The organism is Pseudomonas sp. S3_A09 (assembly GCF_054668065.1).
Genome location: NZ_CP162752.1, coordinates 655,963 through 682,222, shown reverse-complemented (window position 1 = coordinate 682,222; position 26,260 = coordinate 655,963). Strand labels below are relative to the sequence as shown.

Sequence of the window (26,260 nt, the reverse complement as noted above, 5' to 3'; positions counted from 1 at the left end):
TTATATTTTGCCGAGCAACAACAACACCAGCAGCACGACCAGGACCACGCCCAGGATGCCCGATGGGCCATAACCCCAGCTACGCGAGTGCGGGAACACCGGCAGGCCGCCCACCAGCAGGAGGATAAGGATAATGATCAGAATAAGGCTCATGGTTTTTTTCCTTGTAGGCCTTCTTTAAAGACCGGTTGTTTAAAAAGTAGGCCCGACTTAAAACCGACTTAAATACGGACGCCTTAATAACTCCGACTGCACCTCTTCGTGGAAAATTCCCTGTTTTTTTAAAGCATTTTGCAGTGGCGCTTATTTCTTTTACTGCGTGAACACTTTCTTCTGCTTAGTTGAAAAAGATTGAACTTAGGCTACGCCTCGCTATCCGACCGAGCCCGCGGTTTGCCAGGGCTATTCATCACTCTGATGGTGGATGGGTGTGGGAAAAACCTTCGCTACACTGCCGGTTACTTCTTCCGTGAACCACAAGGCTACTTCCTATGCAAAATCGCATGATGATCACTGGTGCCGGGTCGGGCCTGGGCCGCGAAATCGCTCTGCGCTGGGCCCGTGAAGGGTGGCAGTTGGCCTTGTCGGACGTCAGCGAACCGGGCCTGCAAGAAACCCTCAAGCGTGTACGCGAGAGCGGTGGCGACGGTTTTATCCAACGCTGCGATGTACGCGACTACAGCCAGCTCACCGCATTTGCCCAGGCGTGCGAAGTGAAGCTGGGTGGCATCGATGTGATCGTCAATAATGCCGGTGTGGCCTCGGGCGGGTTCTTCGCCGAACTGTCCCTGGAAGACTGGGACTGGCAGATCGCAATCAACCTGATGGGTGTGGTCAAGGGGTGCAAGGCGTTCCTGCCGCTGCTGGAAAAGAGCAAGGGCCGCATTATCAACATCGCGTCGATGGCTGCGCTGATGCAGGGCCCTGCGATGAGCAACTACAACGTGGCCAAGGCCGGCGTGGTGGCGCTGTCGGAAAGCCTGCTGGTGGAACTCAAGCAGCAGGAAGTCGGCGTGCACGTGGTGTGCCCATCGTTCTTCCAGACCAACCTGCTCGACTCGTTCCGTGGGCCAACCCCGGCGATGAAGGCCCAAGTGGGCAAGTTGCTTGAGAGCTCGCCGATCTCGGCGGCGGATATTGCCGATTACATCTACCAGCGCGTCGCGGAAGGCGAGTTCATGATCCTGCCCCACGAACAGGGGCGGATGGCGTGGGCGTTGAAGCAGAAGAACCCGCAGCTGCTCTATGACGAGATGACCACCATGGCCGACAAAATGCGCGCCAAAGCGCAGGCGGCCAAGGGCTGATCAGGCGCTAGTCTGTCAGGCAATTTACCTGTCTTTGTAGGTGCTGCCTGTTTTCGCCGCGAGCCATTGCTGCGACCCATCCCCTGCGCGCATGGTCAAGGTCCTTTCACTATTAAAAGGACAACCGCCATGTTGGTCTTAAGCCGCGCTGTAGGCGAAGTCATCTCCATCGGCGATGACATCGCCGTACATATCCTTGAGTTGAACGGTAAACAGGTCAAGTTCGGTGTGGAAGCACCGGCCGGGGTGCATGTTCATCGCGCGGAGGTGTACCAGAAAATCCTTGAGCGCCAAGACGCCAGACACCCTCCAGTGCCTGTGCCCAACCCCTGAAACCCCGGTCAGTCGAACAGATGCTTGGGCACATCGTGCTTGAGCATCAACTGGCACTGCTCGCTTTCCGGGTCGAATACGATCAGCGCCTGGCCCTTGGTCAGCGCCTGGCGTACGCGCAGCACGCGGGTTTCCAGGGGCGTGTCGTCGCCATTGTCGGTGCCGTCACGGGTGACGAAGTCTTCGATCAGGCGGGTCAGGGTGTCGACTTCAAGTGCGTCGTAGGGAATCAGCATACAAGCCTCGGGTAATGGATCCCGGCGATGCTACTGCGCCGGGACCCCAGTTGCCAGCCTCAGGACTTGTTGCCCACCAGGCTGTCTACCGACGGCACACGTGTGTCGCTCTCCATCTGCGTCTCGTGCTCGATCTGATGACTGAACCGATCCAGGGAACCCTGGGCCGGTTGTGCATCGCTGGCGAACACCGGCGGGCTGAGAATGTAAGCGCCCAGCAAGCGACTCAGGGCCGCGAGGCTATCGATGTGGGTACGTTCGTAGCCGTGGGTGGCATCGCAACCGAATGCCAACAAGGCAGTGCGGATATCGTGGCCGGCAGTGACCGCCGAATGCGCATCGCTGAAGTAATAGCGGAAGAGGTCGCGGCGTACTGGCAGTTCATTGTCCGACGCCAGACGCAGCAGATGCCGTGACAGGTGATAGTCATACGGCCCGCCGGAATCCTGCATCGCCACGCTCACCGCGTGCTCGCTGGAGTGCTGGCCGGGGGCGACGGGGGCGATATCGATGCCGACAAACTCACTGACGTCCCAGGGCAGAGCGGCCGCCGCACCGCTGCCGGTCTCCTCGGTGATGGTGAACAGTGGATGGCAGTCGATGAGCAAGGGTTCGCCACTGTCGACGATGGCCTTGAGCGCAGCGAGGAGGGCGGCAACACCGGCTTTGTCATCCAGATGGCGGGCGCTGATGTGGCCGCTCTCAGTGAACTCCGGCAGTGGGTCGAAGGCCACATAATCGCCGATGCCAATCCCCAAAGAATCGCAATCGGCACGGGTCGCGCAGTAGGCGTCCAGGCGCAACTCCACGTGGTCCCAGCTCACCGGCATTTCGTCCACCGCGGTGTTGAACGCATGCCCGGACGCCATCAATGGCAACACACTGCCACGGATCACGCCGTTATCGGTAAACAGGCTGACACGGCTACCTTCGGCAAACCGGCTCGACCAGCAGCCCACTGGCGCCAGGCTCAGGCGGCCGTTGTCCTTGATCGCGCGCACGGCGGCGCCGATGGTGTCCAGATGCGCGGACACGGCGCGGTCGGGGCTGTTTTTCTGGCCTTTCAAGGTGGCGCGGATGGTGCCGCGCCGGGTCATTTCAAACGGGATACCCAGTTCTTCCAGACGCTCGGCGACGTAGCGCACGATGGTGTCGGTAAACCCGGTGGGGCTGGGAATGGCGAGCATTTCCAGCAGGACTTTTTGCAGGTAATTCAGATCCGGTTCGGGGATGGTTCGGCTCATAAAGACTCCTGGGGTTCGGATCGTTCAGCTATGGGGAAACAGCAAATCCACAAATTTCTCCGCGGTAGGCTGCGGTTCATGATTGGCCAGGCCGGCCCGTTCGTTGGCTTCGATAAACACGTACTCGGGTTGATCGGCGGCGGGCACCATCAGGTCGAGGCCCACCATGGGGATGTCCAGGGCGCGGGCGGCGCGCACGGCGGCGTCCACCAGCGTGGGGTGCAAGATGTCGGTGACGTCTTCCAGGCAGCCGCCGGTGTGCAGGTTGGCGGTGCGGCGCACGGCCAGGGTCTGGCCACGGGGCAGGATGCTGCTGTAGTCGAAACCGGCGGCTTGCAAGGTGCGTTCGGTCTCACCATCCAGGGGAATTTTGCTTTCGCCGTCGGTGGCAGCCTGGCGGCGACGGCTTTGGGCTTCGATCAACGCGCCGATGGAGTGATGGCCGTCGCCGGTCACCTCGGCAGGACGACGGATCGCCGCGGCGACCACCTCGAAACCGATCACCAGGATGCGCAGGTCCAGACCTTCGTGAAAGCTCTCCAGCAACACACGGCTGTCGAACTGGCGCGCGGTTTCAATCGCCTGTTGCACCTCTTCGATGCTCTGCAAATCCACCGCCACGCCCTGGCCTTGCTCGCCATCCAGTGGCTTGACGACGATACGCTGGTGTTCATCGAGGAAGTCCAGGTTGTCATCGGCGCTGCCTGCCAATTGCTGCGACGGCAGCTTCAAACCGGCGGCTTTCAGCACTTTATGGGTCAGGCTTTTGTCCTGGCACAGGGTCATGCTGATGGCACTGGTCAAATCGCTCAAGGATTCACGGCAACGCACGCGACGCCCACCGTGGCTCAAGGTGAATAACCCGGCATCCGCATCATCCACCTGTACGTCGATACCACGCCGGTGGGCCTCCTCGACAATGATCCGCGCATAGGGGTTGAACTCCGCCTGCGGGCCCGGGCCGAGAAACAACGGCTGGTTGATGCCGTTCTTGCGCTTGATCGCAAAGGTGGTCAGCGCGCGGAAGCCGAGCTTGGCGTAGAGGTTCTTGGCCTGACGGTTGTCGTGCAGCACCGACAGATCCAGGTAACTCAGGCCACGGCTCATGAAGTGTTCCACCAAATGGCGCACCAACACTTCACCCACGCCGGGCCGGGTGCATTGCGGGTCGACCGCCAGGCACCACAGGCTGCAACCGTTTTCCGGGTCGTGAAAGGCCTTCTGGTGATTGAGGCCCATTACACTGCCGATCACGGCGCCGCTGTCTTCATCCTCGGCCAGCCAATACACCGGGCCACCTTGGTGGCGTGGGGTGAGGCGTTCGGCGTCGACGGGCAACATGCCGCGCCCTTGATACAACTGATTCACTGCCAGCCAATCCGCCTCGGACTGCACCCGGCGAATGCGGAAACCGCGAAATACCCGAGTCGCTGGGCGATAGTCGCTGAACCACAGGCGCAAGGTATCAGACGGATCAAGGAACAACTGCTGCGGATCAATCCCCAATATCTGCTGGGGCGCGGCCACGTAGAGCGCGATATCCCTTTCGCCAGCCTGCTCGTTGAGCAACTCCTGAGCGAGGCTGGCGGGGTCTGGAAATGTATGACCGATCAACAATCGGCCCCAACCGCAATGCACGGCAATCGGTTCGGCCGCCAAGGGGCTGCCATCTTCGGCCAGGCGGGCTTGCAGGCGCTCGTAAGTGGGCGCCTGGCCTTTGAGCAAGCGTTGGCTGTAAGCCGCTGCGTGGGGTTTCATTGATCAGATTCCTTGTTCGCTGAGCCACAGGTTCAGCGCCGCCAGTTGCCACAGCTTGGAGCCGCGCAGCGGGGTCAGTTGGCCTTGCGGGTCGGTGAGCAAGCGGTCGAGCATGGTCGGGTTGAACAGGCCGCGATCCTGGCTCGGGTCGAGCAGCAGTTCACGCACCCAGTTCAGGGTATCGCCCTGCAAATGCTTGAGGCCCGGCACCGGGAAGTAGCCTTTCTTGCGGTCGATGACTTCGCTCGGAATCACGCGGCGCGCGGCCTCCTTCAAGACTTGCTTGCCGCCGTCGGGCAGTTTGAACTGGCCGGGCACGCGGGCCGAGAGTTCGACCAGGCGGTAATCGAGAAACGGCGTACGTGCTTCCAGGCCCCAGGCCATGGTCATGTTGTCGACGCGTTTGACCGGGTCATCTACCAGCATCACCGTGCTGTCCAGGCGCAGAGCCTTGTCCACGGCGGCGTCGGCGCCGGGCATGGCGAAATGTTCGCGCACGAAGTCGCCGGCGGCATCATTGGCGGTCAGCCATTTCGGCGCGACAGTGGCTGCGTAATCGTCGTAACTGCGGTCGAAAAACGCGTCGCGATAAGCGGCGTAGGGATCGCTCGCGCCGTCCACCTGCGGGTACCAGTGGTAACCGGCGAACAGCTCATCTGCGCCCTGGCCGCTCTGCACCACTTTGCAATGCTTGGCCACTTCCCGCGACAGCAGGTAGAAGGCGATGCAATCGTGGCTGACCATCGGCTCGCTCATGGCACGGAACGCCGCCGGCAATTGCTCGATGATCTCGCTTTCGGCGATGCGTAACTGGTGGTGGCGGGTGCCATAGTGCTTGGCGATCAGGTCGGAGTACTGGAACTCGTTCCCGGCCTCGCCGCCGGCGTCTTCAAAACCGATGGAAAATGTCGACAGATCCTGTACGCCCACTTCCCGCAGCAGGCCGACGAGCATGCTTGAGTCGACGCCACCGGAAAGCAGCACGCCCACATCCACCGCCGCACGTTGGCGAATGGCCACGGCTTCGCGCGTGCTGTCGAGGACGCGGTCGGTCCAGTCTTCCAGGGTCAGGTTTTTTTCATCTTCATGTGGGCCGTAGGGCAGGGTCCACCAGGTTTTCTGTTCTGTCTTGCCGCTGGCGTCGATGCGCATCCAGCTCGCCGGCGGCAGTTTTTCAATGCCCGCCAGCAAGGTACGCGGCGCAGGCACCACGGCATGGAAATTCAGATAGTGATTGAGGGCGACCGGATCGAGGATCGGGTTGATATCACCGCCCTTGAGCAGCGCCGGCAATGCCGAGGCGAAGCGCAGGCGCTGGCCGGTGCGCGACAGGTACAAGGGCTTCACCCCAAGGCGGTCGCGGGCAATAAACAGGCGCTGGGCATCACGTTCCCAGATGGCAAAGGCAAACATGCCATTGAGCTTGGGCAGCAGCGCCTCGCCCCAGGCGTGATAACCCTTGAGGAGAACTTCGGTGTCGCCACCGGAATAGAAGGCGTAGCCCAAGGCTTCCAGCTCTTGACGCAATTCCGGGAAGTTATAGATCGCGCCGTTGAAGGCCAGGCTGAGGCCGAGCTGCGAATCGACCATCGGTTGGGCTGAGCCGTCCGAAAGGTCCATGATTTTCAGGCGGCGGTGGCCCAGGGCAATCGGCCCTTGGGCATGAAAGCCCCAGGCATCAGGGCCGCGTGGGGCCAAGTGATGGGTGATGCGCTCAATCGCAGCCAGGTCGGCAGGTTGGGCATCGAAACGTAATTCTCCAGCTAATCCGCACATAAATTCCTTACCGGTTTTTCCGTTGGGGAGGGGTCATTCTCAATACGCCCAAAGGGCGCGTACCCAGAAACTGACCCAGTGCTATCCGCGGAGTTTTAGACCAATAAGTTATAAGGCAAATAGCCGTGATGGCTTCAATGCCGCTCTTTGTTGACCGTTGACTTGACTCTTACCAACGCGCGCAGGGCAAACCGATTCGGGTGGCAAGCCTCGGCTACGCTGGCCGGAACCGGCAGCGGTTCGTCATTCAGCCAGGCGGCGAGCAACTCGCCACAGAGCGGCGCGGTGATCAGCCCGCGAGAGCCGTGGCCGCTGTTGATGTACACCCCCGGCAGCCATGGGCAGGGTATGTCCGGTACCTGGCGGGCATCTTTACTCAGTACCGCATAGGTGCGTTGAAACGCCTCGGTGTCGGCCAATGGCCCGACGATTGGCAGGTAGTCAGGGCTGGTGCAACGAAAGGCGGCACGGCCCTCCAGTTGTTCTGGTACCAGTTGATTGGCCCCCAGGCGCTGCACCAGGTCTTCGGAAATCTCGCGCAGCATCGCCAGGTTGCCGGCATGTTCGGCAACCGTTGGTGTGAGGTCGTCATTGTTGAAATCAAAGCTGGCACCCAAGGTGTGTTCGCCACGCCGGGCTGGCGCGACATAACCCTCGGCGCAGACCACCGTGGCCAGGGCCGCACTGGCCGTTGTTTGCGCCAGCCGAGTGATTTGCCCGCGAATACGCTTGAGCGGCAAGTCAGCGCTCAGCGCGAATCGCTTGATGTCGGCAGCCCCGGCGAGCACGACCACCGTGGCGCTGGCTAGTACCCTATCGCCGTCGCGGGCTTGCCACTGGTCGTCGACACGGTGCAACTCAAGGGCCTCATGATGAGTGAGTACCTTAATCAGCGGATGCGCCGCTTGCCATTGGCACAGCGCCGGAGGATGCACCCAGCCACCTTCCGGGAAAAACAGACCGCCCTGGGCCAGCCTGATCCCCGCCTGTTGTTGAGCCTGATCACGGTCCAGCAGGTGCAGCAGGTCCGGTGCGAACGCGTGTGCAAGCTGTGCCTGGCGTTCGGCTTCCTTGGCGTTGAAGGCCAGTTGCAGCACGCCGCAGCCGTCCCAGTCGACGCCACGGTGCAGGTGCTCCAGCAGGCGCCGGGTGTGACCGAACCCAGCGACGATCAGTTGCGACAGCGCTGTGCCATGGGCCGACAGCTTGAGGTACAGCACGCCCTGCGGATTACCCGAGGCCTCCTGGGCCAGGCTCGCGTGGCGCTCCAGCAGGCTGACTTGCCAACCGCGTGCCGCCAGGCTGGAGGCGGTGGCGCAACCGGCCAGGCCGCCGCCGATGACCAGCGCGTGCCGTTCGCCCGCTAACGCCGCAGGGCGCGCAAACCATGGTTTGGCAGCGGACGGTGCGGGTGCGTCCGCCGGCCAGCCGAGGAATTCGCCGCGCAGGATCTCCCACTTGTGGCCAATGCCCGGTGTGCGTTTCATTTTGAACCCGGCGGCATTGATCAGCCGGCGTACCCAACCGGTGCTGGTGAAGGTGCTGATGGTCGAACCTGGAGCCGCCAGGCGCGCCAGTTCGGCAAACAGCTCGGCGGTCCACATTTCCGGGTTTTTCGCCGGGGCGAAGCCGTCGAGAAACCACGCATCGACCTGTGCGTCCAGTTGTGGCAACTGCTCCAGGGCATCGCCGATCAACAGGGTCAAGGTCACGCGACCGTTATCCAGCACCAGGCGCTGGAAACCCTGGTGAATGGCGATGTACTGGGCCAGCAGTTGCGCGGCCAAGGGCTGCAACTCGGGCCAGAGGGCGAGGGCACGTTGCAGGTCGGCGCGACTCAACGGGTACTTTTCTACGCTGACAAAGTGCAGGTGCGCACCGGCTACCGCGTGTTGTTCAAACAGTTGCCAGGCGCATAGGAAATTCAAGCCCGTGCCGAAACCGGTCTCGCCAATCACCAACCGACCGCCCACCGGCAAGGCGGCAAAGCGCTCTTGCAAACGGTTCTGCTCAAGGAACACATAGCGGGTTTCTTCAAGGCCCGACTTGTCGGAGAAGTACACATCGTCGAAGACTCGCGAACGCGGGCGGCCTTGGTCGTCCCAGTCGAGCTGGGCGTGGGTTACGGGGTTCATGGGCGGCTCATAAAAATAACGCAGGCAAAGGCAAGGCGGCCATTCTAGCCGATCACGCGTCACAGGGCTGATCCAGGGTGGTAGCCCTACAGTTTTTGCATGGGAAATACTGCTGCGCGCGCCCGCCAACCCATCAACAATCAGCGTTAATTCCGCGCAGGCCGCTGCGGTATCGTCATTCCTTGATTTTCTGGCAATAAAGGATATTGCTGATGCGGCCCAAGGATGATTTGAATAACAAGTTGAACCAGTTGACCCAGAGGCAACTGCAAGCAGCTTTACTGGAAATGACGGGCGATCTGGACAAGGCCCAACTGCTGCAAAAAAAGCTGCCGGGTTGGATGGTCAACGCGCCGCCTGGCGTGCTGCAAGCACTGGAGAGAGAGGTCGTACAGGTGGCCGGTGCCCAGGCGAGCGTCGCCGAGCGCATGAAGCCCTTGCAGGCGCTGGATGAGTTTTGCAATGAGCGGCTCAAGGACTACTGCCAGACACGGTGGCAGTTGACGCTGGAGCCCAAAAAAGATCGCTTCGTGCGTGCTGTGAACGAGTACGAGACAGAGCTTTTACCGTTGCAGTACGTGAAAAAGGTGAGGCTGGTGCGGGACAGCCTGTTGCATGTGGCGATGCAGAACTTTTCTGAGCAAGAGGCGCAAGCGCAACACTATCCGGCGGGGTCGCTGCTGCAGTCGGGGTCTGCGGCGGGGGAGGTCATCGGCCTGTCACCCCATGCGTTTGCCCAGGGGTGTCGGGCCCTGGATCTTGGCCGCTTGTATCAGCAGCACATCCGTGACGTGCTCAAACTGGACAGCGCCCCGGCGAGTGATGAGCCCTACATCAATGATGTGGCGACCGATATTGGCCGGATGAAAACCCTGGATATGAAAATCGATGCCCATATCGCCCTGATGCGGGGGGATATCACCCAGGCCACCTATGGGATGCTGTGCGCCTTGCTGGACCGCTCACTCACACCGTCCCAGGCTCAGGCGGCAGGGGTGCGCTTTCAAGGGCTTCCGGTCATTTGGCAGGGGTTGAATACACAGGGCGGTTGCTTGTGGAGCATCCTGGTGTTCTCGGGTCGATCGATTGTGCAATACCCGCATGAGCCTTGTGTGGTGTATATGCCCAATGAGCCCGAGCGGCCATTGTTTGAGTATTCCTCGCTGGACGATTTTCAGGTCTACCTTAAGCGCAAGAGTGAAGTAGCCGCCTACCGTACCTTCTTTAGCCGCTACCTGAGTCAGGGCGACCGGGCCGGTTTCTTTAGCCGTTTCGAACATGCCCACACGCTGGGGGTGCTGCAAGAAAACCGCATTACGGTCAGCCTGGCGCAGCATTTTTTCGACGCTTACACAGCAAAGCTGCAAGCCGATGCTCGGGCGCTGGCGGTGCCGGTGGCTGACGTGGATGAAGAGGTCCGTGAACAGCGCTTGCAGGCGTACCTGGATGCCGGGTTGACGGTGCTCAACCTCGCCGGGTTTGTCGTCCCGGAGCTGGGGATTTTGATGACGGGCGTGGCGCTGGGCCAAATGCTCGGGGAGCTATATGAGGGCATTGAAGATTGGCGCCGGGGTGACAAGGAAGAGGCGTTCAAGCAGTTGGCGGGGGTGGCGGAAAATATCACCTCGATGGTGTTATTCGCGGCAGGGAGCAAGGTGGTCGGGTCGGTACTCAAGCGCAGCGGCCTTAGCCTGGATAGCTTTTTTGGCAAGTATGAAGTGGTTCGCCCGGCTGATGGGAACCAGCGGCTGTGGCGCCCCAATTTCATCCAGTACGCCCACGATCGGAGCCTTATCGACGACGAGCCGGCGGACGCTTCTGGCGTCTACAAGGTGGAGGGGCATTCATATGTCGTGATCAATGATTGTGTGCACCGGGTTTCGTTCGACGCCAAACTGGGTCAGTGGCGGGCACACCACCCGGCTCGGCACACGGCTTATCGCCCCGAAGTGCTGCATAACGGTGAGGGGTGTTGGCGTTTTGCGTTGGAAAAACCTGACGAGTGGGAGGACCCCGAGTATCTCTTTTCACGCTTGAAACCGACGGGCCCCGGCGCCTCGCTCCCGCCAAGGAAACTTCTACAGATCAAGTCCATTATGGACAAACCCCACGATTGGGGCGTCTATCAGGCCCAGGAGTGCTTACCCTTTCCCGCACGCTTTCGCGACCTGTACGAGCGTTTCAGGCTGGATCAGTCCATTCGCGATTTGATCTGGCAGTTGGAAAACGGTGCCTCCCCCAGCCTCGAAAACTCAACCGTGCAGATGCACGCCTTGCCCCTGTTACAAGGGTGGCCTGAGGGACGCTATTTTGAGCTGCTGGATGCCCAGGGCAGCGTCAAGGCCCGCTACCCCGCCAACGCAGCGTCTAACCCCGTGAGCCTGCGTTTGCCGGTCACCGAGCAGATGCTCAGCGAGGGGAAAGTGTTCGATGTGCTGTTGTCCGGGCTGGATAAGCCACAAAAAATCGCCCTGCTGGGAGAGGGTGTTGCGGCCGATCAGGAGCACGCGGTGCTGTCCCGTCAGTTGCTCGCGCAGCTCAAGGCTGATCACAAGCCGTTGTTTGAGCAGCTGTATCAGGCCTATGACGGCCCAGTCCCGCCCGAAGGGGCGTTGCTCCGGCGTGCCTATCCGCAATTGCCCTGTACGCTGCTGCGCGAATTGATGGCCGAGACCTCAACGGTGCAGCGTGAGTCCCTGCATGATAATCAACGGATTCCCATGGCACTGGCCGAGGCAGTGCAACGTGCCCTTGGGGAGCAACGCCTGGACCGCGCCCTGATGGGGTTTGAGCAGCCAGAGTTGGCCAGCCTGGATACCGCGCTCCTCGCGGTCCGGTCAATGCCGCGTGTAGCGGGGTGGGGGCGGGAATTGCAGCTCGAGTTGCGCGAGGATTCGCCACAGGGCGAGTTGCTGGCCTTGGGCGCACTCACTGGGGCCAGCGTGCGGCGAGTCGTGGTCAGATCGGACGCCGGGTTTGAAGCGTTCAATGACAAGGGCCTGCGTATCGGTGGGCCTTATGCCGGACCGGACGGCCTGTTCGAGGCAATTGATGCGGCGCTGACGGGGCGCCAGCGGGTGGCACTGGGTTTACCACCCGAGGAGGCCAGCAACCTCTGGCGGTTGCGCTACATGTGCGCGTCGCAGGCGAAGGGGGAACGGGAACTGGCCGCCGAAGCGTTTTCCGGCAAAGTCAAAGAGCCCGTGCTGGAGGCAGCGTCCTGCAGAATGGCCGACTCACCGACGGGGCCGTTGGTTCATCCGCCCGCGCTGGTGCGTAAGGTGAAAGGGTTATACCCCTTGTTCAGTGACGGGCAAGTGTCGTCGTTGCTGCTGGCCTTGGGCGCAGACCATCTTTCCCGGGCCAAGGCGGTAAAGCGTCTGGAGGCAGAGCTGGCTCATTTGCGAGCACTGCTCAGGCACTGGAAGAGCGATATCCAGGGCCTGGATAAACAGCCGGGCCTGAGTGACATCCGGTATAGCCGCGAGCAGGTGGCAGAGCGCCTTGAGGCCTGTTGGCGACGTCAAAGTTTTGCTCTGAATGAACACCAGACGTCCGTACCCAGTTTAAACCTGGACGGGATGCGCATTGGTTCGTTGCCGACGCTGCCCCCTGAAATCCGTTTCGACCATGTCGAGCAGCTGTCACTCAAGAACATGCAGTTAGGCGATGATGTCGCTTATTTCCTGAAGTGTTTCAAGGGGCTGAGGCGTCTGGACCTGGACCGAAACCGTCTGACCCGATTACCGGAAATACTCTCACGCATGTTGGCGCTCGACAGTCTGTCGATGCCCCGCAACCGGTTGGCCCTGACCGAATACACCCGGGTGAAATTGGCTGACATGAGCACGTTGCGGAGGCTGGACTTGAGCCACAATCCCCTGGAAAAGCTGGTGGATGTCGGCAAGATGCGTGATTTGCATACGCTGTTATTGCAGGACACAAAAATCACCGACCTGCCCGTAGGGCTCGGGCGGTTGGCCCAGTTGGAGCAAATGGACCTTCGCGGCAACTCGATCACGGTGCTGCCCGAGTGGGTGTTTACCACGCCGCGTAGTTTCAGCCAGTCGGTTAACCTGGGCGGTAACCCGTTATCCCGTTCGACGGTCGAGGCACTTGAGCGTTATCGCGACGAAGTGGGGATTGGCATGGGGTATGTCGAGGACGATCAACCCCGCATGACTGAGTTGAAAGCCAGGGCGTTGTGGTTGCCAAAGGACACGGCCAGCCGAGATGCCCACAAACGTGCGGTTTGGGCCAACCTTCGCGACGATCCGGAATCGGCACCATTGTTCGAGTTGCTGGCCCAACTGTCAGCGACTGCGGACAGTCGTTACGTACGCGAGGATTTGACCCGGCGCGTCTGGGAGGTCTTGCAGGCGACCCATGACAGTGTCGGGCTGCGTGAGCGGGTCTTTCAACTGGCCGCTCATCCGGCGAACTGTTCAGATGGGACTGCGCAGATTTTCAGTCAGTTGGAAGTCTTGAAGGAGGTTGAGAGCGCGACGCTCCAGGCTGGTCGCGCGCAGGGCAACTCCGGGGCGCTGTTGAAGTTGAGCCGCGGTTTGTTTCGCCTTAGCGAGCTGGAAAAAATTGCTTCGACCTACGCTGCCGAACACTTTTCTGTGGACCCGCTGGAAGTCAGCCTGGCATTCCGGGTCGGCTTGGCCCAGTCCCTGCAATTGCCGGGGCAGCCCAAGCACCTGAATTTTGCACTATTCGCCAATGTGACCAACGAGGGTCTGGAGGTGGCGCACTCCCAAGTGCGCACGGCAGAACTCTCACCTGCATTCCTGCGTTTCATTACACAGTTGGCGTTCTGGAGAGCCCACCTTAAACAGCAATTTCCTGATGCATTCCAGTCAGCGACAGCGTCCTTCGATTCGCGGCAGCAAACACTCTTCGAGAACAGCCAGAACCTCACCGACGCGCAATACCTCGAGCAAATGGAGGCCCTGCGTTCGCCGCGCCGGCGAGCAATAAGCGGCGTGGTGGAACGCCTCACGCAGCAGATGTTGAAGGATCAGGACCTGGGTATTTGCCACGTTCCGGGGAATTAGCCGTCGCCCCCGATGATTGATCCACGGCAAGCCTGTTGGAATTCCTTGACTGGCGTGGTGCCCAATCCGCTAGTCTTGAGTCATCTTGAAACGGAGCTGCCCATGTTCGAATCCGCCGAAATCGGTCACGCCATCGACAAAGACACGTATGACGCCGAAGTGCCGGCCTTGCGCGAAGCCCTGCTGGAAGTGCAGTACGAACTGCAACAACAGAAGCGCTTCCCGGTGATCGTCCTGATCAACGGCATCGAAGGCGCCGGCAAGGGCGAGACCGTCAAGCTGCTCAATGAATGGATGGACCCGCGCCTGATCGAAGTGCGCACCTTTGACCAGCAGACCGACGAAGAACTGGCCCGTCCGCCCGCCTGGCGCTACTGGCGGCAACTGCCCGCCAAAGGCCGCATGGGGATCTTTTTCGGCAACTGGTACAGCCAGATGCTGCAGGGCCGGGTGCATGGGCAGATCAAGGACGCACGTCTTGACCAGGCCATTGCCGGTGCCGAGCGCCTGGAAAAGATGCTGTGCGATGAAGGCGCGCTGATCTTCAAGTTCTGGTTTCATCTGTCCAAGAAGCAGATGAAGGCGCGGCTCAAGTCCCTGGCCGACGACCCACTGCACAGCTGGCGTATCAGCCCGCTGGACTGGCAGCAGTCCGAGACCTACGACAAATTCGTGCATTTCGGTGAGCGTGTGCTGCGTCGTACCAGCCGCGACTATGCACCGTGGCATGTGATCGAAGGGGTCGACAGCAATTACCGTGGGCTCACCGTGGGCAAGCTGCTGCTGGAGGGCATGCAAAATGCGCTGAAGCTGCCCAAAGGCAAGGCCAGCGGTATGAATCCGGCGCCGTTGATTGCGTCGGTGGACAAGAAGAGTCTGCTGGACAGCCTCGACCTGACGCAACGCCTGGAGAAGGACGATTACGAAGAACAGTTAATCACCGAGCAGGCGCGTTTCTCCGGTCTGATGCGCGACAAGCGCATGCGCAAGCACGCGTTGGTCACGGTGTTCGAAGGCAACGATGCGGCAGGCAAAGGCGGGGCGATCCGTCGGGTAGCGGCGGCGCTGGACCCGCGCCAGTACCACATCGTGCCGATTGCCGCGCCCAGTGAAGATGAGCGCGCTCAACCGTATTTGTGGCGGTTCTGGCAGAAGATTCCGGCGCGGGGCATGTTCACCGTGTTCGACCGTTCGTGGTACGGCCGTGTGCTGGTGGAGCGTATCGAGGGCTTCTGCACCCCGACGGACTGGATGCGCGCTTATGGCGAGATCAACGACTTTGAAGAACAACTGCGCGACGCGGCTGTGATTGTGGTCAAGTTCTGGCTTGCCATCGACAAGGCCACCCAGCTGGAACGCTTCCAGGCCCGCGAGGAAATCCCGTTCAAGCGCTTCAAGATCACCGAGGATGACTGGCGCAACCGTGACAAGTGGGACGACTACCGTGCCGCCGTGGGCGATATGGTCGACCGCACCAGCACCGAAATCGCGCCCTGGACGTTGGTGGAAGCCAACGACAAGCGCTGGGCGCGGGTCAAGGTGCTGCGCACGATCAACCAGGCGCTGGAAGAGGCGTTCGAGAAATCCGACAAGCACGACAAGAAAGTCAAGAAAGGCAAGAAGAAGTAGGCCTATCCACAGGGTGAATGATCGTCGCGGTTGACGGGAGCTGGATCTATCCTCGGTCCATCTCCCAACCCTCACAAGATCGAGGTAGCCCATGCGTGAAGTAGTGATCGTCGACAGCGTACGAACCGGCCTGGCCAAATCCTTTCGTGGCAAGTTCAACCAGACCCGCCCGGATGACATGGCGGCCCATTGTGTCAACGCGCTGCTCACCCGCAACGGTATCGACCCGGCCACCGTGGAAGATTGCATCGTCGGCGCCGGCTCCAACGAAGGCGCCCAGGGCTACAACATCGGGCGCAACGTGGCGGTGTTGTCGCAACTGGGCACCGGCACGGCGGGCATGACCCTCAACCGCTTCTGCTCGTCGGGCTTGCAGGCGATTGCCATCGCGGCCAACCAGATCGCGTCGGGCTGCAGCGATATCATCGTCGCCGGTGGCGTCGAGTCCATCAGCCTCACCCTGAAAAGCGTCAACACCGACAACCTGATCAACCCGCTGCTGAAAGAGCAGGTGCCGGGCCTCTATTTCCCCATGGGCCAGACTGCCGAGATTGTTGCGCGGCGCTATAGCGTCAGCCGCGAAGAACAGGACATGTATGCGCTGCAAAGCCAGCAACGTACGGCCCAGGCTCAGGCTGATGGTTTGTTCGACGATGAAATCGTACCGATGGCGGTCAAGTACAAGGTCGAAGACAAGAACACCGGAGAAGCGCAGGTGCTCGATGGCGTAGTCGACCGCGATGATTGCAACCGGCCGGACACCACGCTGGCCAGCTTGCAGGGCTTGAAGCCGGTGTTCGCCGAAGACGGTTCGGTGACGGCGGGTAACTCGTCGCAATTGTCCGACGGCGCTTCGATGACCTTGGTGATGAGCCTGGAAAAAGCCCTGGCACTGGGGCTCAAGCCGAAGGCGTTTTTCCGTGGGTTCACGGTGGCCGGTTGCGAACCGGACGAGATGGGTATCGGCCCGGTGTTCTCGGTGCCCAAGCTGCTCAAGGCCAAAGGCTTGCAGGTGGCGGACATCGACCTGTGGGAACTCAACGAAGCATTCGCCTCCCAGTGCCTGTATGCGCGTAATCGCCTGGAAATCGACAATGCCAAGTACAACGTCAACGGCGGCTCGATTTCCATCGGCCACCCGTTCGGCATGACCGGGTCGCGGCAGGTGGGGCACCTGGTGCGTGAGTTGCAACGGCGTAATCTGCGTTACGGCATCGTCACCATGTGCGTGGGCGGGGGCATGGGCGCCACTGGCTTGTTCGAAGCGGTGCGCTAGTTTCAATTGGCTAAATGAGGTCAATGTGGGAGGGGGCAAGCCCGCTCCCACATTTTGAAATGCGGCGTAGCCCAATCCTTTCGCTTGCCCCTAGAATGCGGCTCCACTTCCTCTGGCTTCTGGGGCACTCATGCACATCTCTTCCGGCCGCTGGGTCTATGGTTTTCTGCTGACCCTGCTGACCGCGCTGCTCTGGGGCATTCTGCCGATCAAACTCAAGCAGGTGCTGCAAGTGATGGACCCGATCACCGTCACCTGGTTTCGCCTGATCGTGGCCGGCAGTTGCCTGTTCGTCTACCTGGCGCTGACCAAGCGCTTGCCCAGCCGCAGCGTGTTGGGCCCCAAGGGTGGATGGCTGGTAGGGATGGCGGTGTGTGGGCTGGTGGGCAACTACGTGTTGTACCTGGTGGGTCTGAAAAGGCTCAGCCCTGGTACGGCGCAACTGGTGGTGCAGATGGGGCCGATCTTCTTGATGATCGCCAGTGTGTTTGTGTTCAAGGAGCGCTTCAGTCGCGGGCAGGTACTCGGGCTGTTTGTGTTGATCGCAGGCTTCGGCCTGTTCTTCAATCAGCGCCTGGAAGAGTTGCTGACGTCCCTTGGCGCCTATACCGCCGGCGTGCTGACCATCCTGCTCGCCACGTCTATTTGGGTGTTCTACGCCCTGGGCCAGAAGCAGTTGCTGACGGTATGGAATTCGCTGCAAGTGATGATGGTGATCTACCTCACCTGCGCCTTGTTGCTCACGCCTTGGGCGCATCCACTGGAGGCCTTGGACCTGAGCCCACTGCAAGCCTGGCTGTTGCTGGCGTGCTGCATGAATACCCTGGTGGCCTACGGTGCCTTTGCCGAAGCGCTGGCCCACTGGGAAGCGTCGCGGGTCAGCGCGACCTTGGCGCTCACACCGCTGGTGACCTTTGTGGCAGTCGCCCTGGCGGCGTGGCTGTGGCCGGCGTATGTGCAGGCTGAAGAAATCAACGCCCTGGGTTATGCCGGGGCATTGGTGGTGGTGCTGGGCTCGGCGACCGTGGCGCTGGCGCCGTCGTTGCTCGCCGGGCTCAAGGCCCGGCGGTTACGCGTGGCGCCCTAGGCACCCAGCATATCTTCCGGACGAACCCACTGGTCGAATTCCGCATCGGTGAGGTAGCCCAGGTCCAGCGCGGCCTCCCTTAGGGTCAGGCCTTCGGCGTAAGCCTTCTTGGCGATTTCTGCCGACTTGTCGTAGCCGATGTGCGGGTTGAGCGCGGTTACCAGCATCAGACCGCGTTCCAGGTGCTCGGCCATTTGCAGGGGGTCGGGCTCAAGCCCGGCCACACAGTGTTCCTGGAAGTTGTTGCTGCCGTCGGCCAGCAGGCGGATGGATTCCAGCAGGTTGTGGATAATCACCGGCTTGTACACGTTCAACTGCAAATGCCCCTGGCTGGCGGCAATGCCGATGGTCACGTCATTGCCCAGCACTTGGCAGGCCAGCATCGACAGCGCTTCGCACTGAGTCGGGTTGACCTTGCCCGGCATGATCGAACTGCCCGGCTCGTTGGCCGGCAACTTCACCTCGGCCAAGCCGGTGCGCGGGCCGGAGCCCAGCAGGCGCAGGTCGTTGGCGATTTTCATCAGGGCCACGGCCAGGGTTTTCAGCGCGCCGTGCAAGGTCACCAGCGGTTCATGACCGGAGAGGGCGGCGAATTTGTTCGGCGCCGTGACGAACGGCAAGCCCGACAGCGCCGCCAGCTCGGAGGCAATCGCCTCGCCAAAGCCATGGGGCGCATTGAGCCCGGTGCCGACGGCCGTGCCGCCCTGGGCCAGTTCGCAGACGGCGGGGAGGGCGGCGCGAATGGCGCGTTCGGCGTAATCGAGCTGGGCGATGAAGGCCGAGAGCTCCTGGCCGAAGGTAATCGGCGTGGCATCCATCATATGCGTGCGGCCGGTCTTCACCAGCTTCATGTGCTTGGCGGCCTGCTCGGCCAGACCACCGGAAAGCGTGGCGATAGCCGGTAACAAACGCTGATGCACAGCCTGGACGGCTGCGATGCTCATCGCTGTGGGAAAGCAGTCATTGGAACTCTGGGAACGGTTGACGTGATCATTGGGGTGCACCGGGCTCTTGCCACCGCGCTGGTTGCCCGCCAGTTCGTTGGCGCGGCCGGCGATCACTTCGTTGGCGTTCATGTTGCTCTGGGTGCCGCTGCCGGTCTGCCAGACCACCAGGGGGAATTGGTCGTCATGTTGCCCGGCGAGTACTTCGTCGGCGGCCTGTTCGATCAGGCGGGCGATGTCGGCGGGCAAGTCGCCATTACGGTCGTTGACCCGTGCCGCCGCTTTCTTGACCAGGGCCAGGGCGTGCAGTACCGCGAGGGGCATGCGCTGTTCGCCGATGGCGAAGTTCACCAGTGAACGTTGGGTCTGGGCGCCCCAGTAAGCGTCATCCGGGACATGGACTTCTCCCAGGCTGTCGGTTTCGATACGGCTCATCGGGCACACTCCTTCAGGTCTGTTTGCGCAGTTTAGGCCTTGATCGACCGGTGGGGTTCCCTAAAAGACGTTTCATCGGGTTCATCCCCCGAGAATCCTTGTCCTACGAGGCCTGGGGTTGAGCCCTAAGGTTTTTTAGGCGCAGAATGGGCGCCCTTGGGGTCTTACCTCGCCTGCTAGAAAAGGAAACTCGATGACTCGTCTTCGTGCCATCTGTACCGCGGTTGCTCTGGTTTGCGCCAGCGGCCAGGTTTTTGCCGATACCGCCAGCCACAACGCCAGTGCCGAAGCCTTCCTTACCCTGGCCCACGCTGACAAGCTGGGTACCCCGGTGTACATGCAAGTGCAGCAAATGTTCGCCCAGCGTTTCGAACAGACCAAGGCGCCTGCCGCCAAGCAGTCCGTACTGGACAGCTACCAGGCCAAGGCCAACGCTGCCCTGGACCAGGCTATCGGCTGGCCAAAACTGAAACCGGACATGGTCAAGCTCTACACCACCAACTTCAGCGAATCCGAACTCAAGGACCTGGTTGCTTTCTACCAGTCGCCGTTGGGCAAGAAAGTCCTGGAAAAAATGCCGCAACTGACCCAGCAATCGGCCCAGATGACCCAGGCCAAGCTGGAAAGCGCCGTGCCGGTGGTGAACAAGCTGCTGGAAGACATGACCAACGAACTGGCACCGGCGAAGAAACCCGCCGCCCCTGCCAAGAAGTAAGTGGAGCCGGCAATGACCATGCAACAGCGTATCGAAACGGCACTTGCCGCACTGGGCCCGAATCACTTGAGCGTGCTGGATGAAAGCCATATGCACAGCCGTGGGTTGCAGACCCACTTCAAGGCTGTGCTGGTGAGCCAGCAGTTCGATGGGCTCAACCGCGTCAAGCGCCACCAGAAGGTCTACGCCACCCTGGGTGACCTGATGAGCGAGTTTCATGCGCTGGCGCTGCATACCTACACGCCTGAAGAATGGGCGAAAATCGACGCAGCCCCGGCCTCGCCGACCTGCGCCGGCGGGCATTGAGGTTGTCTGCAGGTTTCAACCGGCGATGACCGGTTGATGCCTGCATACCCTGAGACCTCCTTTCTCCAAGACATGATCCTTAGGCTTTTCTGACCATTGTGTCATTGGGGTCAGGAAATCATGCCTATTTCACTTCACCGAAACACTCCCTCACTTACGGCATTCGACCCACGTGGATTGATTGTTCGTAACGTCGAGTATCACCGCTCAAGCGCACAGTCTGAACCGCAAGTGCGCATTCATCGTCAGGTGTTTGACAGTTCCGGCTTGATGATCGAGCAGTGGGATCCGCGTCTGTTGCAATTGTCGCACTCAGAGGCTGGCACCCAGGCCAATCAACGCACGGTCTACAGCCTTGGCGGGAATGCATTGCGCATCGACAGCGTGGATGCCGGCTGGCGGCTCACGTTACCGGGTGAGGCCGGGCAGTTATTGGAAGAGTGGGATGGGCGGGGCGCTCATCAGGCGCATCACTACGATCAATACGTGCGGCCCATCGCCGTTTTCGAGCAAGCGGCCAATGACGAGCAACCGCTGTGTGTCGAGCGTATTGCCTATGCTTCACACTCGCTTGAGGAAGCCGCACACAATCGCTGTGGCCGGGTGATTCGGCATGATGACGGCGGTGGTTCGTTGTTCCACGAGTTGTATGGTCTGCACGGAGAAGTTGTCCGGCAAACTCGACGCTTCCGGCAGGCGACTGCGGCGCTGGATTGGCCGCTGGACGATGCGCAACGCGACGCACGCCTGGAACCTGAGGACTTCCAGGCCTCAACGGGTTTCAGCGCGCTGGGTGAGCGCTTGCATCATACGGATGCCAAGGGCAATCGCCTTGAGTATGCCTATGGCATTGACGGCCAACCGGCGAGCATCGTTGTGTTGCCCACGGGCGGCGTGCGCACGCCGTTGATGGGCCAGCGTCGCTACAATGCGGCGGGCCAAGTGATCAGTGAGCGCGCGGGGAATGGCGTTGTGCGTACCCTGCTTTACCGTGAAACCGATGGTCGCTTGCGGCAGATGAGTGCCCGTGTGCAAGGGGCGGCGAGCACGGCGCTGCAAGACCTGACCTACGATTATGATTGCGTCGGCAACATTGTGCGGATCGACGACCTCGCCCAGCCGACACAATGGTCGAGCAACACCCGGATCAGTTCGGCCTGCGTCTATGAGTACGACACGTTATCGCAATTGACCAAGGCCAGCGGGCGCGAAACCGCTGGCAACCAGGGGGGACCCGCGTTACCCGCAAGGCTGGAGTTCGGCTCGACTGACGACAGCGTCTGGCGTCGCTACACCCAACAGTTCAGCTATGACGCGGCCGGCAATTTGCTTGAGTTGCAGCATGTGCCCAGCAGTGGCACGGGTTTCACGCGCCGGATGAGCGTGGCCGCCACCAGTAATCATTTCATGCCGCAGGCCGACGGCAGTGCCGTGTCGGGGTGGGGGCAGGACTTTGACCGGAACGGCAATCTGCAAGCGTTTGAGGGCCATCATGGGATGGGCTGGGATGTGCGCAATCAACTGGTGCGCATCACCCAGGTGCAGCGCGAGGGAGGAAACGACGATGAGGAGCGCTATGCGTACGACGCAACCGGTCGACGCATCCTCAAGCGCCGGGTAACCCACGCCAAGGGCGTGTCGCATACGGCGCAGGTGCGCTACTTGCCAGGGTTGGAGATTCGCCATGACAGTGCAACGGGTGAGCAACTGAATGTACTCAACCTCGATGTCGGTACCCTTACCGTCCGGCTACTGTTCTGGGATCGTCACCCTTCGGGGAGCAGCCAGGATGTGCAGATCCGTTATGGCTTGTCCGACCACTTGGGCAGCAGCACGATGGAACTGGGTGAGCAGGCACAGCTGCTCAGCCAGGAAAGCTATTATCCCTACGGTGGTACCGCGTGGTGGGCGGCGAAAAGCGCCAGCGAGGCGAGCTATAAATTCATCCGTTATTCGGGCAAGGAGCGCGATGCCAGTGGGCTGTCCTACTACGGCTTCAGGTATTACGCGCCGTGGTTGTGTCGCTGGATCAGCCCGGACCCGACCGGCGATGCCGATGGCTTGAATTTGTACGCCATGGTCGGCGGCAACCCCGTTACCAAGGTCGATGAGCAGGGGCTGACGGCGACACCGGCTTTGGAGCAGCCCCGGCAGACACAACTGCGCAGGCTTTCTATCAGTCGCAGGCTCGCGCATATGGCGCGTATTGCTCGACCCAGGATGCAGGCGGGCGCATCGGCTGCGATTCGCGATGGTTTATCCACCTATATTGCCAATGCTATTTCGACAGGTGTCGATCTGGCGGTCTTCAGCAACATCCAGCCCACCGCCCAACGCAACCAAATCTTGCGCCTTACCGTCGCGGTGCTGGATGCCGTCTCCACGGCACATATGAGCACCGGTGTCGCGGGTAACTGGACGCGATTTGCGCCACAGATCGGCGCTCTTTTTGCGGGTGCTGCGGGTGTGGGGTATACCGTTTATGGCGACTCGATAGGTGATCAAGCCGAGCACAGCTGGGACCCGGTGGCAGTCCGGCGGTTGGGTGGGCATGTACGCGCACTCTCCAGGGAACTCGTGCAGCAGGTCCTTCGTGGGCACGGTACCGGCGTCTCCTGGGGCAGCACGCCCCTGCGCGGCAGGGTCACGCGCACCGCCGGAGCAACGGCGGCCTATGGCCTCGCAACGGTGGCCAACGCGGTATACGGCGGGGAAGTGCCTGCGTTGATGCTGCCCAATGTCACACCCGCAATAGAGGCATACGATGCAGCGATGGGAACGATGATTCGTGGAGGTCACCCGACGGCCACCCATGACTCCCATGGTCAAACCCTGCAGCTGCCGGACCCTGTCGCGACGGCGCACGGAGGGCTGAGCAGAATGTTCAATCAGGTGTGGACGCATTGGGCTGCGTCCGGTGTCGAGGCATTGGCCGTTGCGCTGACGGGCTCGCCGGTGGCCTCCCAGGGCCGGGTGACTCGCAACATTGTGATGGTGGCCCGCGGGATGATTTCTGCGCTGACCGAATGGCGTGGCTTTTTCGTACAGTTTGCCAGGCGCGGGTATTCGACCTTGGAGGCGGGCTGGCGCCGAGGCCCGCGGCCTACAAAGTAGGAGGATGAATGGGCCGCCGCAGCGGCTCATTCATATATCGACACACTACATTGCGCTCAGTACCACGTGTGCGTGTGAGCTATCTCTAGGCTTGGCTGATCGTCTGCTATTCAGGTTGTTACGCCATGTCTCATCTCCTGCACCAACATACGCCCACGCTATCGGCCATTGATCCTCGTGGTTTGGCGGTCCGCAGCGTGGCCTATCATCGTGACACCTCCCAGGACCTGCCCCGCGCACGTATTGAGCGCCGGGTGTTTGGCAGCCAAGGGAGGTTGCTGGAACAATGGGACCCACGGCTGCACGCGCTGAGTGAGTCGGCATCGGCCAGCGTCCGCCCCAATCAGCGCCAGTATTACAGCCTCTCGGGGCAATTGCTGTGTACCGACAGTGTGGACGCCGGCTGGCAGATGTCACTGTTGGGCGGGGGCGGTCAAGTGCTGGAACGCTGGGACGCCCGAGGCTCTCACCAGTGTTATGAGTACGATACCCAGGTGCGCCCCTTGGCCATCTTCGAACAAGCGGCGGATCAGCCGGCGCGGCGTTGTGTCGAGCGCCTGACCTATGCGGCAGCCGCGCCCGCCGAGAGGGCTGGCAACCGTTGTGGTCGACTGATTCGTCATGCGGACCCGGCCGGTGTTTTGTGGATGGGTGGGTACGGGATCGGTGGGAGCGTCATCAAGCAGACTCGACGGTTTCGCATGGATACTCCGACAGTTGACTGGCCGCCGAGCGATGAAACTCAAGCCGAACAGCTAGAGCCCAACGCCCATACCACGACCTGGCGCTACGATGCCTTGGGGGCGCTGTTGGAGCAGATCGACGCCAAGGGCAATCGTCGGCACCAGCGCTATGGGCAACAAGGCTGGCTGCTGGAGGTTGCGCTGACCCTGCGCGGGGGCACGCGCCAAGTGTTGATGAACCAGCGTGTGTACAACGCCAGCGGTCTGGTGGAGTCCGAACGGATGGGCAATGACGTCACCAAGAGGGCGAAATACGCCGCTGAAGATAATCGTTTGTTGCAGCTGACGGTGTATCGCAAGGGCGAGGCCGCCAAGCCTCTACAGGACCTTGTGTACGAGTACGATCCGGTAGGTAACATCCTCAGCCTCAGCGACCAGGCCCAGCCGACTAAATGGCACAGCAATGCTCGTGTTGATGCGGTCAGTCGTTACCAGTACGACAGTTTGTACCAGTTAACCCAGGCCAGCGGTCGGGAAAATGCCGGCAACAGAGGTGGTCAGGCAACTGCGGAGCGGGTGACGTTCGGTGCAACCGCTCCCGGACTCTGGCGCAATTACACCCAGCATTACACCTACGATGAGAGTGGCAACTTGACACGTCTCCGCCATGTGCCGAGCAGTGGAGCAGGTTATACCCGGGACATGAATGTAGCAGTGGGCAGCAATCGCGCCTTGTCGGTCACTGACGGAGCGCCGCAACCATGGGCAACGATGTTTGATGCCAGCGGCAACCAACAAATATTGGGCAGCGGCCAGCAGTTAGGCTGGAACGTACGTAATCAACTCACCCACGCGACGCAGGTGCGGCGCGCGCAGGTTGATCCTGATGTGGAACGTTACCTCTACGATGGCCAAGGCCAGCGGGCAGCCAAGATCAGAAGCCAGCAGGTCGCTGGGAAACCCCATACACATATCACGTGTTACTTGCCGGGTTTGCACCTGCATGGACAACCTGGCAAGCGCTTGAGCGTGCTGGAGATTGATACGGGCGGCGGCCGGGCCACGGTGTTGCAGTGGGAGGCCGGTGGCCCCAGTGATAAGAGTGAAGAACAGCTTCAGTTCAGTATCCTTGATCACCTCAATAGCCATTTACTGGAGCTGGACGGGCAAGCGCAGTTGTTGAGCCAGGAACATTATTATCCTTATGGCGCAACGGCGTGGTGGGCTACCAACGGTACGCAGAGGGCTACCTATCAGGTTCGCCGTTACGCGGGTAAGGAGCGCGACGCAACAGGGCTGTATTACTACGGATCGCGGTATTACGCGCCGTGGTTGCAACGATGGATCAGCCCGGACCCTTTGGGTGATGTGGACGGTCTGAATCTGTACGCCATGACGTTGGGCAACCCCCTGCGATTCACGGATGCCGATGGCACGCAAGCGTCGTTTGGCGAACAATTTCAACCCAGTCGAGGCGACATCATTTTCGGTAAGGGCAGTACCGTGACAAGCTACCGCAGCTTTTGGTCAAAGCTGACGGCACGTGGGGACGCAATGGTCACCTATTTCGGGGCTGAAGAGATGGGCGCGGCGATGGCAAGGTTGAAAAAAGAACTCATCCCTATGTACGTTGAGTACGGGAAGGGCAGGCTCACCGACGATGAGTTTGAACAACAGCTCCAGGTGCATGGCGCACCGATCGCGCAGCAGTTCTATGACGCCATTAAGTCGAAGTATGCGGGCTGTACGTCGACCGCCGCCAACCGAGCGTTCGCGAAGAAATTCGTGAGTGACTATTCTTCTGGTACCTATTCGTTCGAGAAAACCCTTTTAGACCATGGCATGAGCTTGCGTACGTTCGAGGGCAAGCTGGTCAGTCGCGCCAGTAAGTCAGCGTTGAAAACGCTGACGGACCCTCAGAGTATTCGCCATGTGCATTTTGCGCTTGATCATCTGGATATGGCCAACGTGATCAATAAGACCGAAACCTCTTTCGCGGGTTCGGAGCTGCGCTGGCTTTATCGACATCGATCGCGCGTGCCAGGCCATGTGACGTTCTATCATCAGAAACAACAGGTTGACGCCCCTTGGCGGTCCGACCCTTCCCTTTGGCGTCGCTACAAACCGGTCAGCTCACTATCCCGCTCCAGCGGTTCAGCGCGGGCGACGCACTGACTGAACGGTTCAGCGTGGCCGCCTTGCAACGGTGGCCACGCTGGCCC

At 60.8% G+C, this 26,260-nt stretch carries 17 protein-coding genes; 10 read left to right on the top strand and 7 right to left on the bottom strand.

Annotated elements, in window-relative coordinates:
* Positions 1-153: a DUF3309 family protein gene (locus tag AB4N92_RS03290; protein ID WP_010208879.1), complete on the bottom strand. Its 153-nt coding sequence runs from the start codon at positions 151-153 to the stop codon at positions 1-3.
* Between the two features lie 338 nt (positions 154-491).
* Here AB4N92_RS03290 and AB4N92_RS03285 point away from each other — a divergent pair, with 338 nt between their 5' ends.
* Positions 492-1,307 carry an SDR family oxidoreductase gene (locus AB4N92_RS03285; protein ID WP_010208880.1) on the top strand — a complete coding sequence of 272 codons (816 nt, stop codon included), beginning with the start codon at positions 492-494 and terminating at the stop codon, positions 1,305-1,307.
* 129 nt (positions 1,308-1,436) lie between these two features.
* Positions 1,437-1,640, top strand: coding sequence for a carbon storage regulator CsrA (gene csrA / locus AB4N92_RS03280; RefSeq protein ID WP_010208881.1), 204 nt, complete (start codon positions 1,437-1,439; stop codon positions 1,638-1,640).
* An 8-nt stretch (positions 1,641-1,648) separates the two neighbouring features.
* On the opposite strand, the gene AB4N92_RS03275 is transcribed toward csrA, so the two are convergent.
* The 5 genes from AB4N92_RS03275 to mnmC form a co-directional block, all read right to left on the bottom strand.
* Positions 1,649-1,876 (bottom strand): YheU family protein, encoded by a 228-nt coding sequence (locus AB4N92_RS03275; protein WP_003192759.1) that lies wholly within the window; start codon positions 1,874-1,876, stop codon positions 1,649-1,651.
* 59 nt (positions 1,877-1,935) lie between these two features.
* Positions 1,936-3,120 (bottom strand): osmoprotectant NAGGN system M42 family peptidase, encoded by a 1,185-nt coding sequence (locus tag AB4N92_RS03270; protein WP_010208883.1) that lies wholly within the window; start codon positions 3,118-3,120, stop codon positions 1,936-1,938.
* A gap of 24 nt (positions 3,121-3,144) precedes the next feature.
* Positions 3,145-4,878: an N-acetylglutaminylglutamine synthetase gene (ngg, locus tag AB4N92_RS03265; RefSeq protein ID WP_044287586.1), complete on the bottom strand. Its 1,734-nt coding sequence runs from the start codon at positions 4,876-4,878 to the stop codon at positions 3,145-3,147.
* Positions 4,879-4,881: 3 nt separating this feature from the next.
* Positions 4,882-6,654, bottom strand: a complete 1,773-nt coding sequence (locus AB4N92_RS03260) for an N-acetylglutaminylglutamine amidotransferase (protein ID WP_010208886.1) — start codon at positions 6,652-6,654, stop codon at positions 4,882-4,884.
* Between the two features lie 134 nt (positions 6,655-6,788).
* A complete protein-coding gene (mnmC, locus tag AB4N92_RS03255) occupies positions 6,789-8,789 on the bottom strand; it encodes a bifunctional tRNA (5-methylaminomethyl-2-thiouridine)(34)-methyltransferase MnmC2/FAD-dependent 5-carboxymethylaminomethyl-2-thiouridine(34) oxidoreductase MnmC1 (protein ID WP_044287585.1) in 2,001 nt (666 codons plus the stop codon).
* Positions 8,790-9,001: 212 nt separating this feature from the next.
* Here mnmC and AB4N92_RS03250 point away from each other — a divergent pair, with 212 nt between their 5' ends.
* The 4 genes from AB4N92_RS03250 (at position 9,002) to AB4N92_RS03235 (ending at position 17,841) form a co-directional block, all read left to right on the top strand.
* The gene (locus AB4N92_RS03250) at positions 9,002-13,849 is read left to right on the top strand and encodes an NEL-type E3 ubiquitin ligase domain-containing protein (RefSeq protein WP_236267119.1); all 4,848 of its coding nucleotides are present in this window, start codon (positions 9,002-9,004) and stop codon (positions 13,847-13,849) included.
* A 102-nt stretch (positions 13,850-13,951) separates the two neighbouring features.
* A complete protein-coding gene (pap, locus tag AB4N92_RS03245; protein ID WP_236267120.1) occupies positions 13,952-15,478 on the top strand; it encodes a polyphosphate:AMP phosphotransferase in 1,527 nt (508 codons plus the stop codon).
* A 91-nt stretch (positions 15,479-15,569) separates the two neighbouring features.
* Positions 15,570-16,754, top strand: a complete 1,185-nt coding sequence (locus AB4N92_RS03240; RefSeq protein WP_010208890.1) for a thiolase family protein — start codon at positions 15,570-15,572, stop codon at positions 16,752-16,754.
* Positions 16,755-16,884: 130 nt separating this feature from the next.
* Positions 16,885-17,841 carry a DMT family transporter gene (locus tag AB4N92_RS03235; protein ID WP_021490795.1) on the top strand — a complete coding sequence of 319 codons (957 nt, stop codon included), beginning with the start codon at positions 16,885-16,887 and terminating at the stop codon, positions 17,839-17,841.
* Here AB4N92_RS03235 and AB4N92_RS03230 read toward each other — a convergent pair.
* Positions 17,838-19,220 (bottom strand): class II fumarate hydratase, encoded by a 1,383-nt coding sequence (locus AB4N92_RS03230; protein ID WP_047540511.1) that lies wholly within the window; start codon positions 19,218-19,220, stop codon positions 17,838-17,840. The two genes, AB4N92_RS03235 and AB4N92_RS03230, sit on opposite strands and share 4 nt — an antisense overlap.
* 193 nt (positions 19,221-19,413) lie before the next feature.
* On the opposite strand from AB4N92_RS03230, the gene AB4N92_RS03225 reads away from it, so the two are divergent.
* The 4 genes from AB4N92_RS03225 (at position 19,414) to AB4N92_RS03210 (ending at position 26,213) form a co-directional block, all read left to right on the top strand.
* Positions 19,414-19,935 carry a DUF2059 domain-containing protein gene (locus AB4N92_RS03225; RefSeq protein WP_010208895.1) on the top strand — a complete coding sequence of 174 codons (522 nt, stop codon included), beginning with the start codon at positions 19,414-19,416 and terminating at the stop codon, positions 19,933-19,935.
* A 12-nt stretch (positions 19,936-19,947) separates the two neighbouring features.
* Positions 19,948-20,241, top strand: coding sequence for a BolA family protein (locus AB4N92_RS03220; protein WP_010208898.1), 294 nt, complete (start codon positions 19,948-19,950; stop codon positions 20,239-20,241).
* 231 nt (positions 20,242-20,472) lie between these two features.
* Positions 20,473-23,355, top strand: a complete 2,883-nt coding sequence (locus tag AB4N92_RS03215) for an RHS repeat-associated core domain-containing protein (RefSeq protein WP_236267121.1) — start codon at positions 20,473-20,475, stop codon at positions 23,353-23,355.
* 125 nt (positions 23,356-23,480) lie between these two features.
* Entirely contained in the window at positions 23,481-26,213 is a 2,733-nt protein-coding gene (locus AB4N92_RS03210; RefSeq protein ID WP_236267122.1) for an RHS repeat-associated core domain-containing protein, read from the top strand.
* The last annotated feature ends 47 nt before the right edge of the window (positions 26,214-26,260 follow it).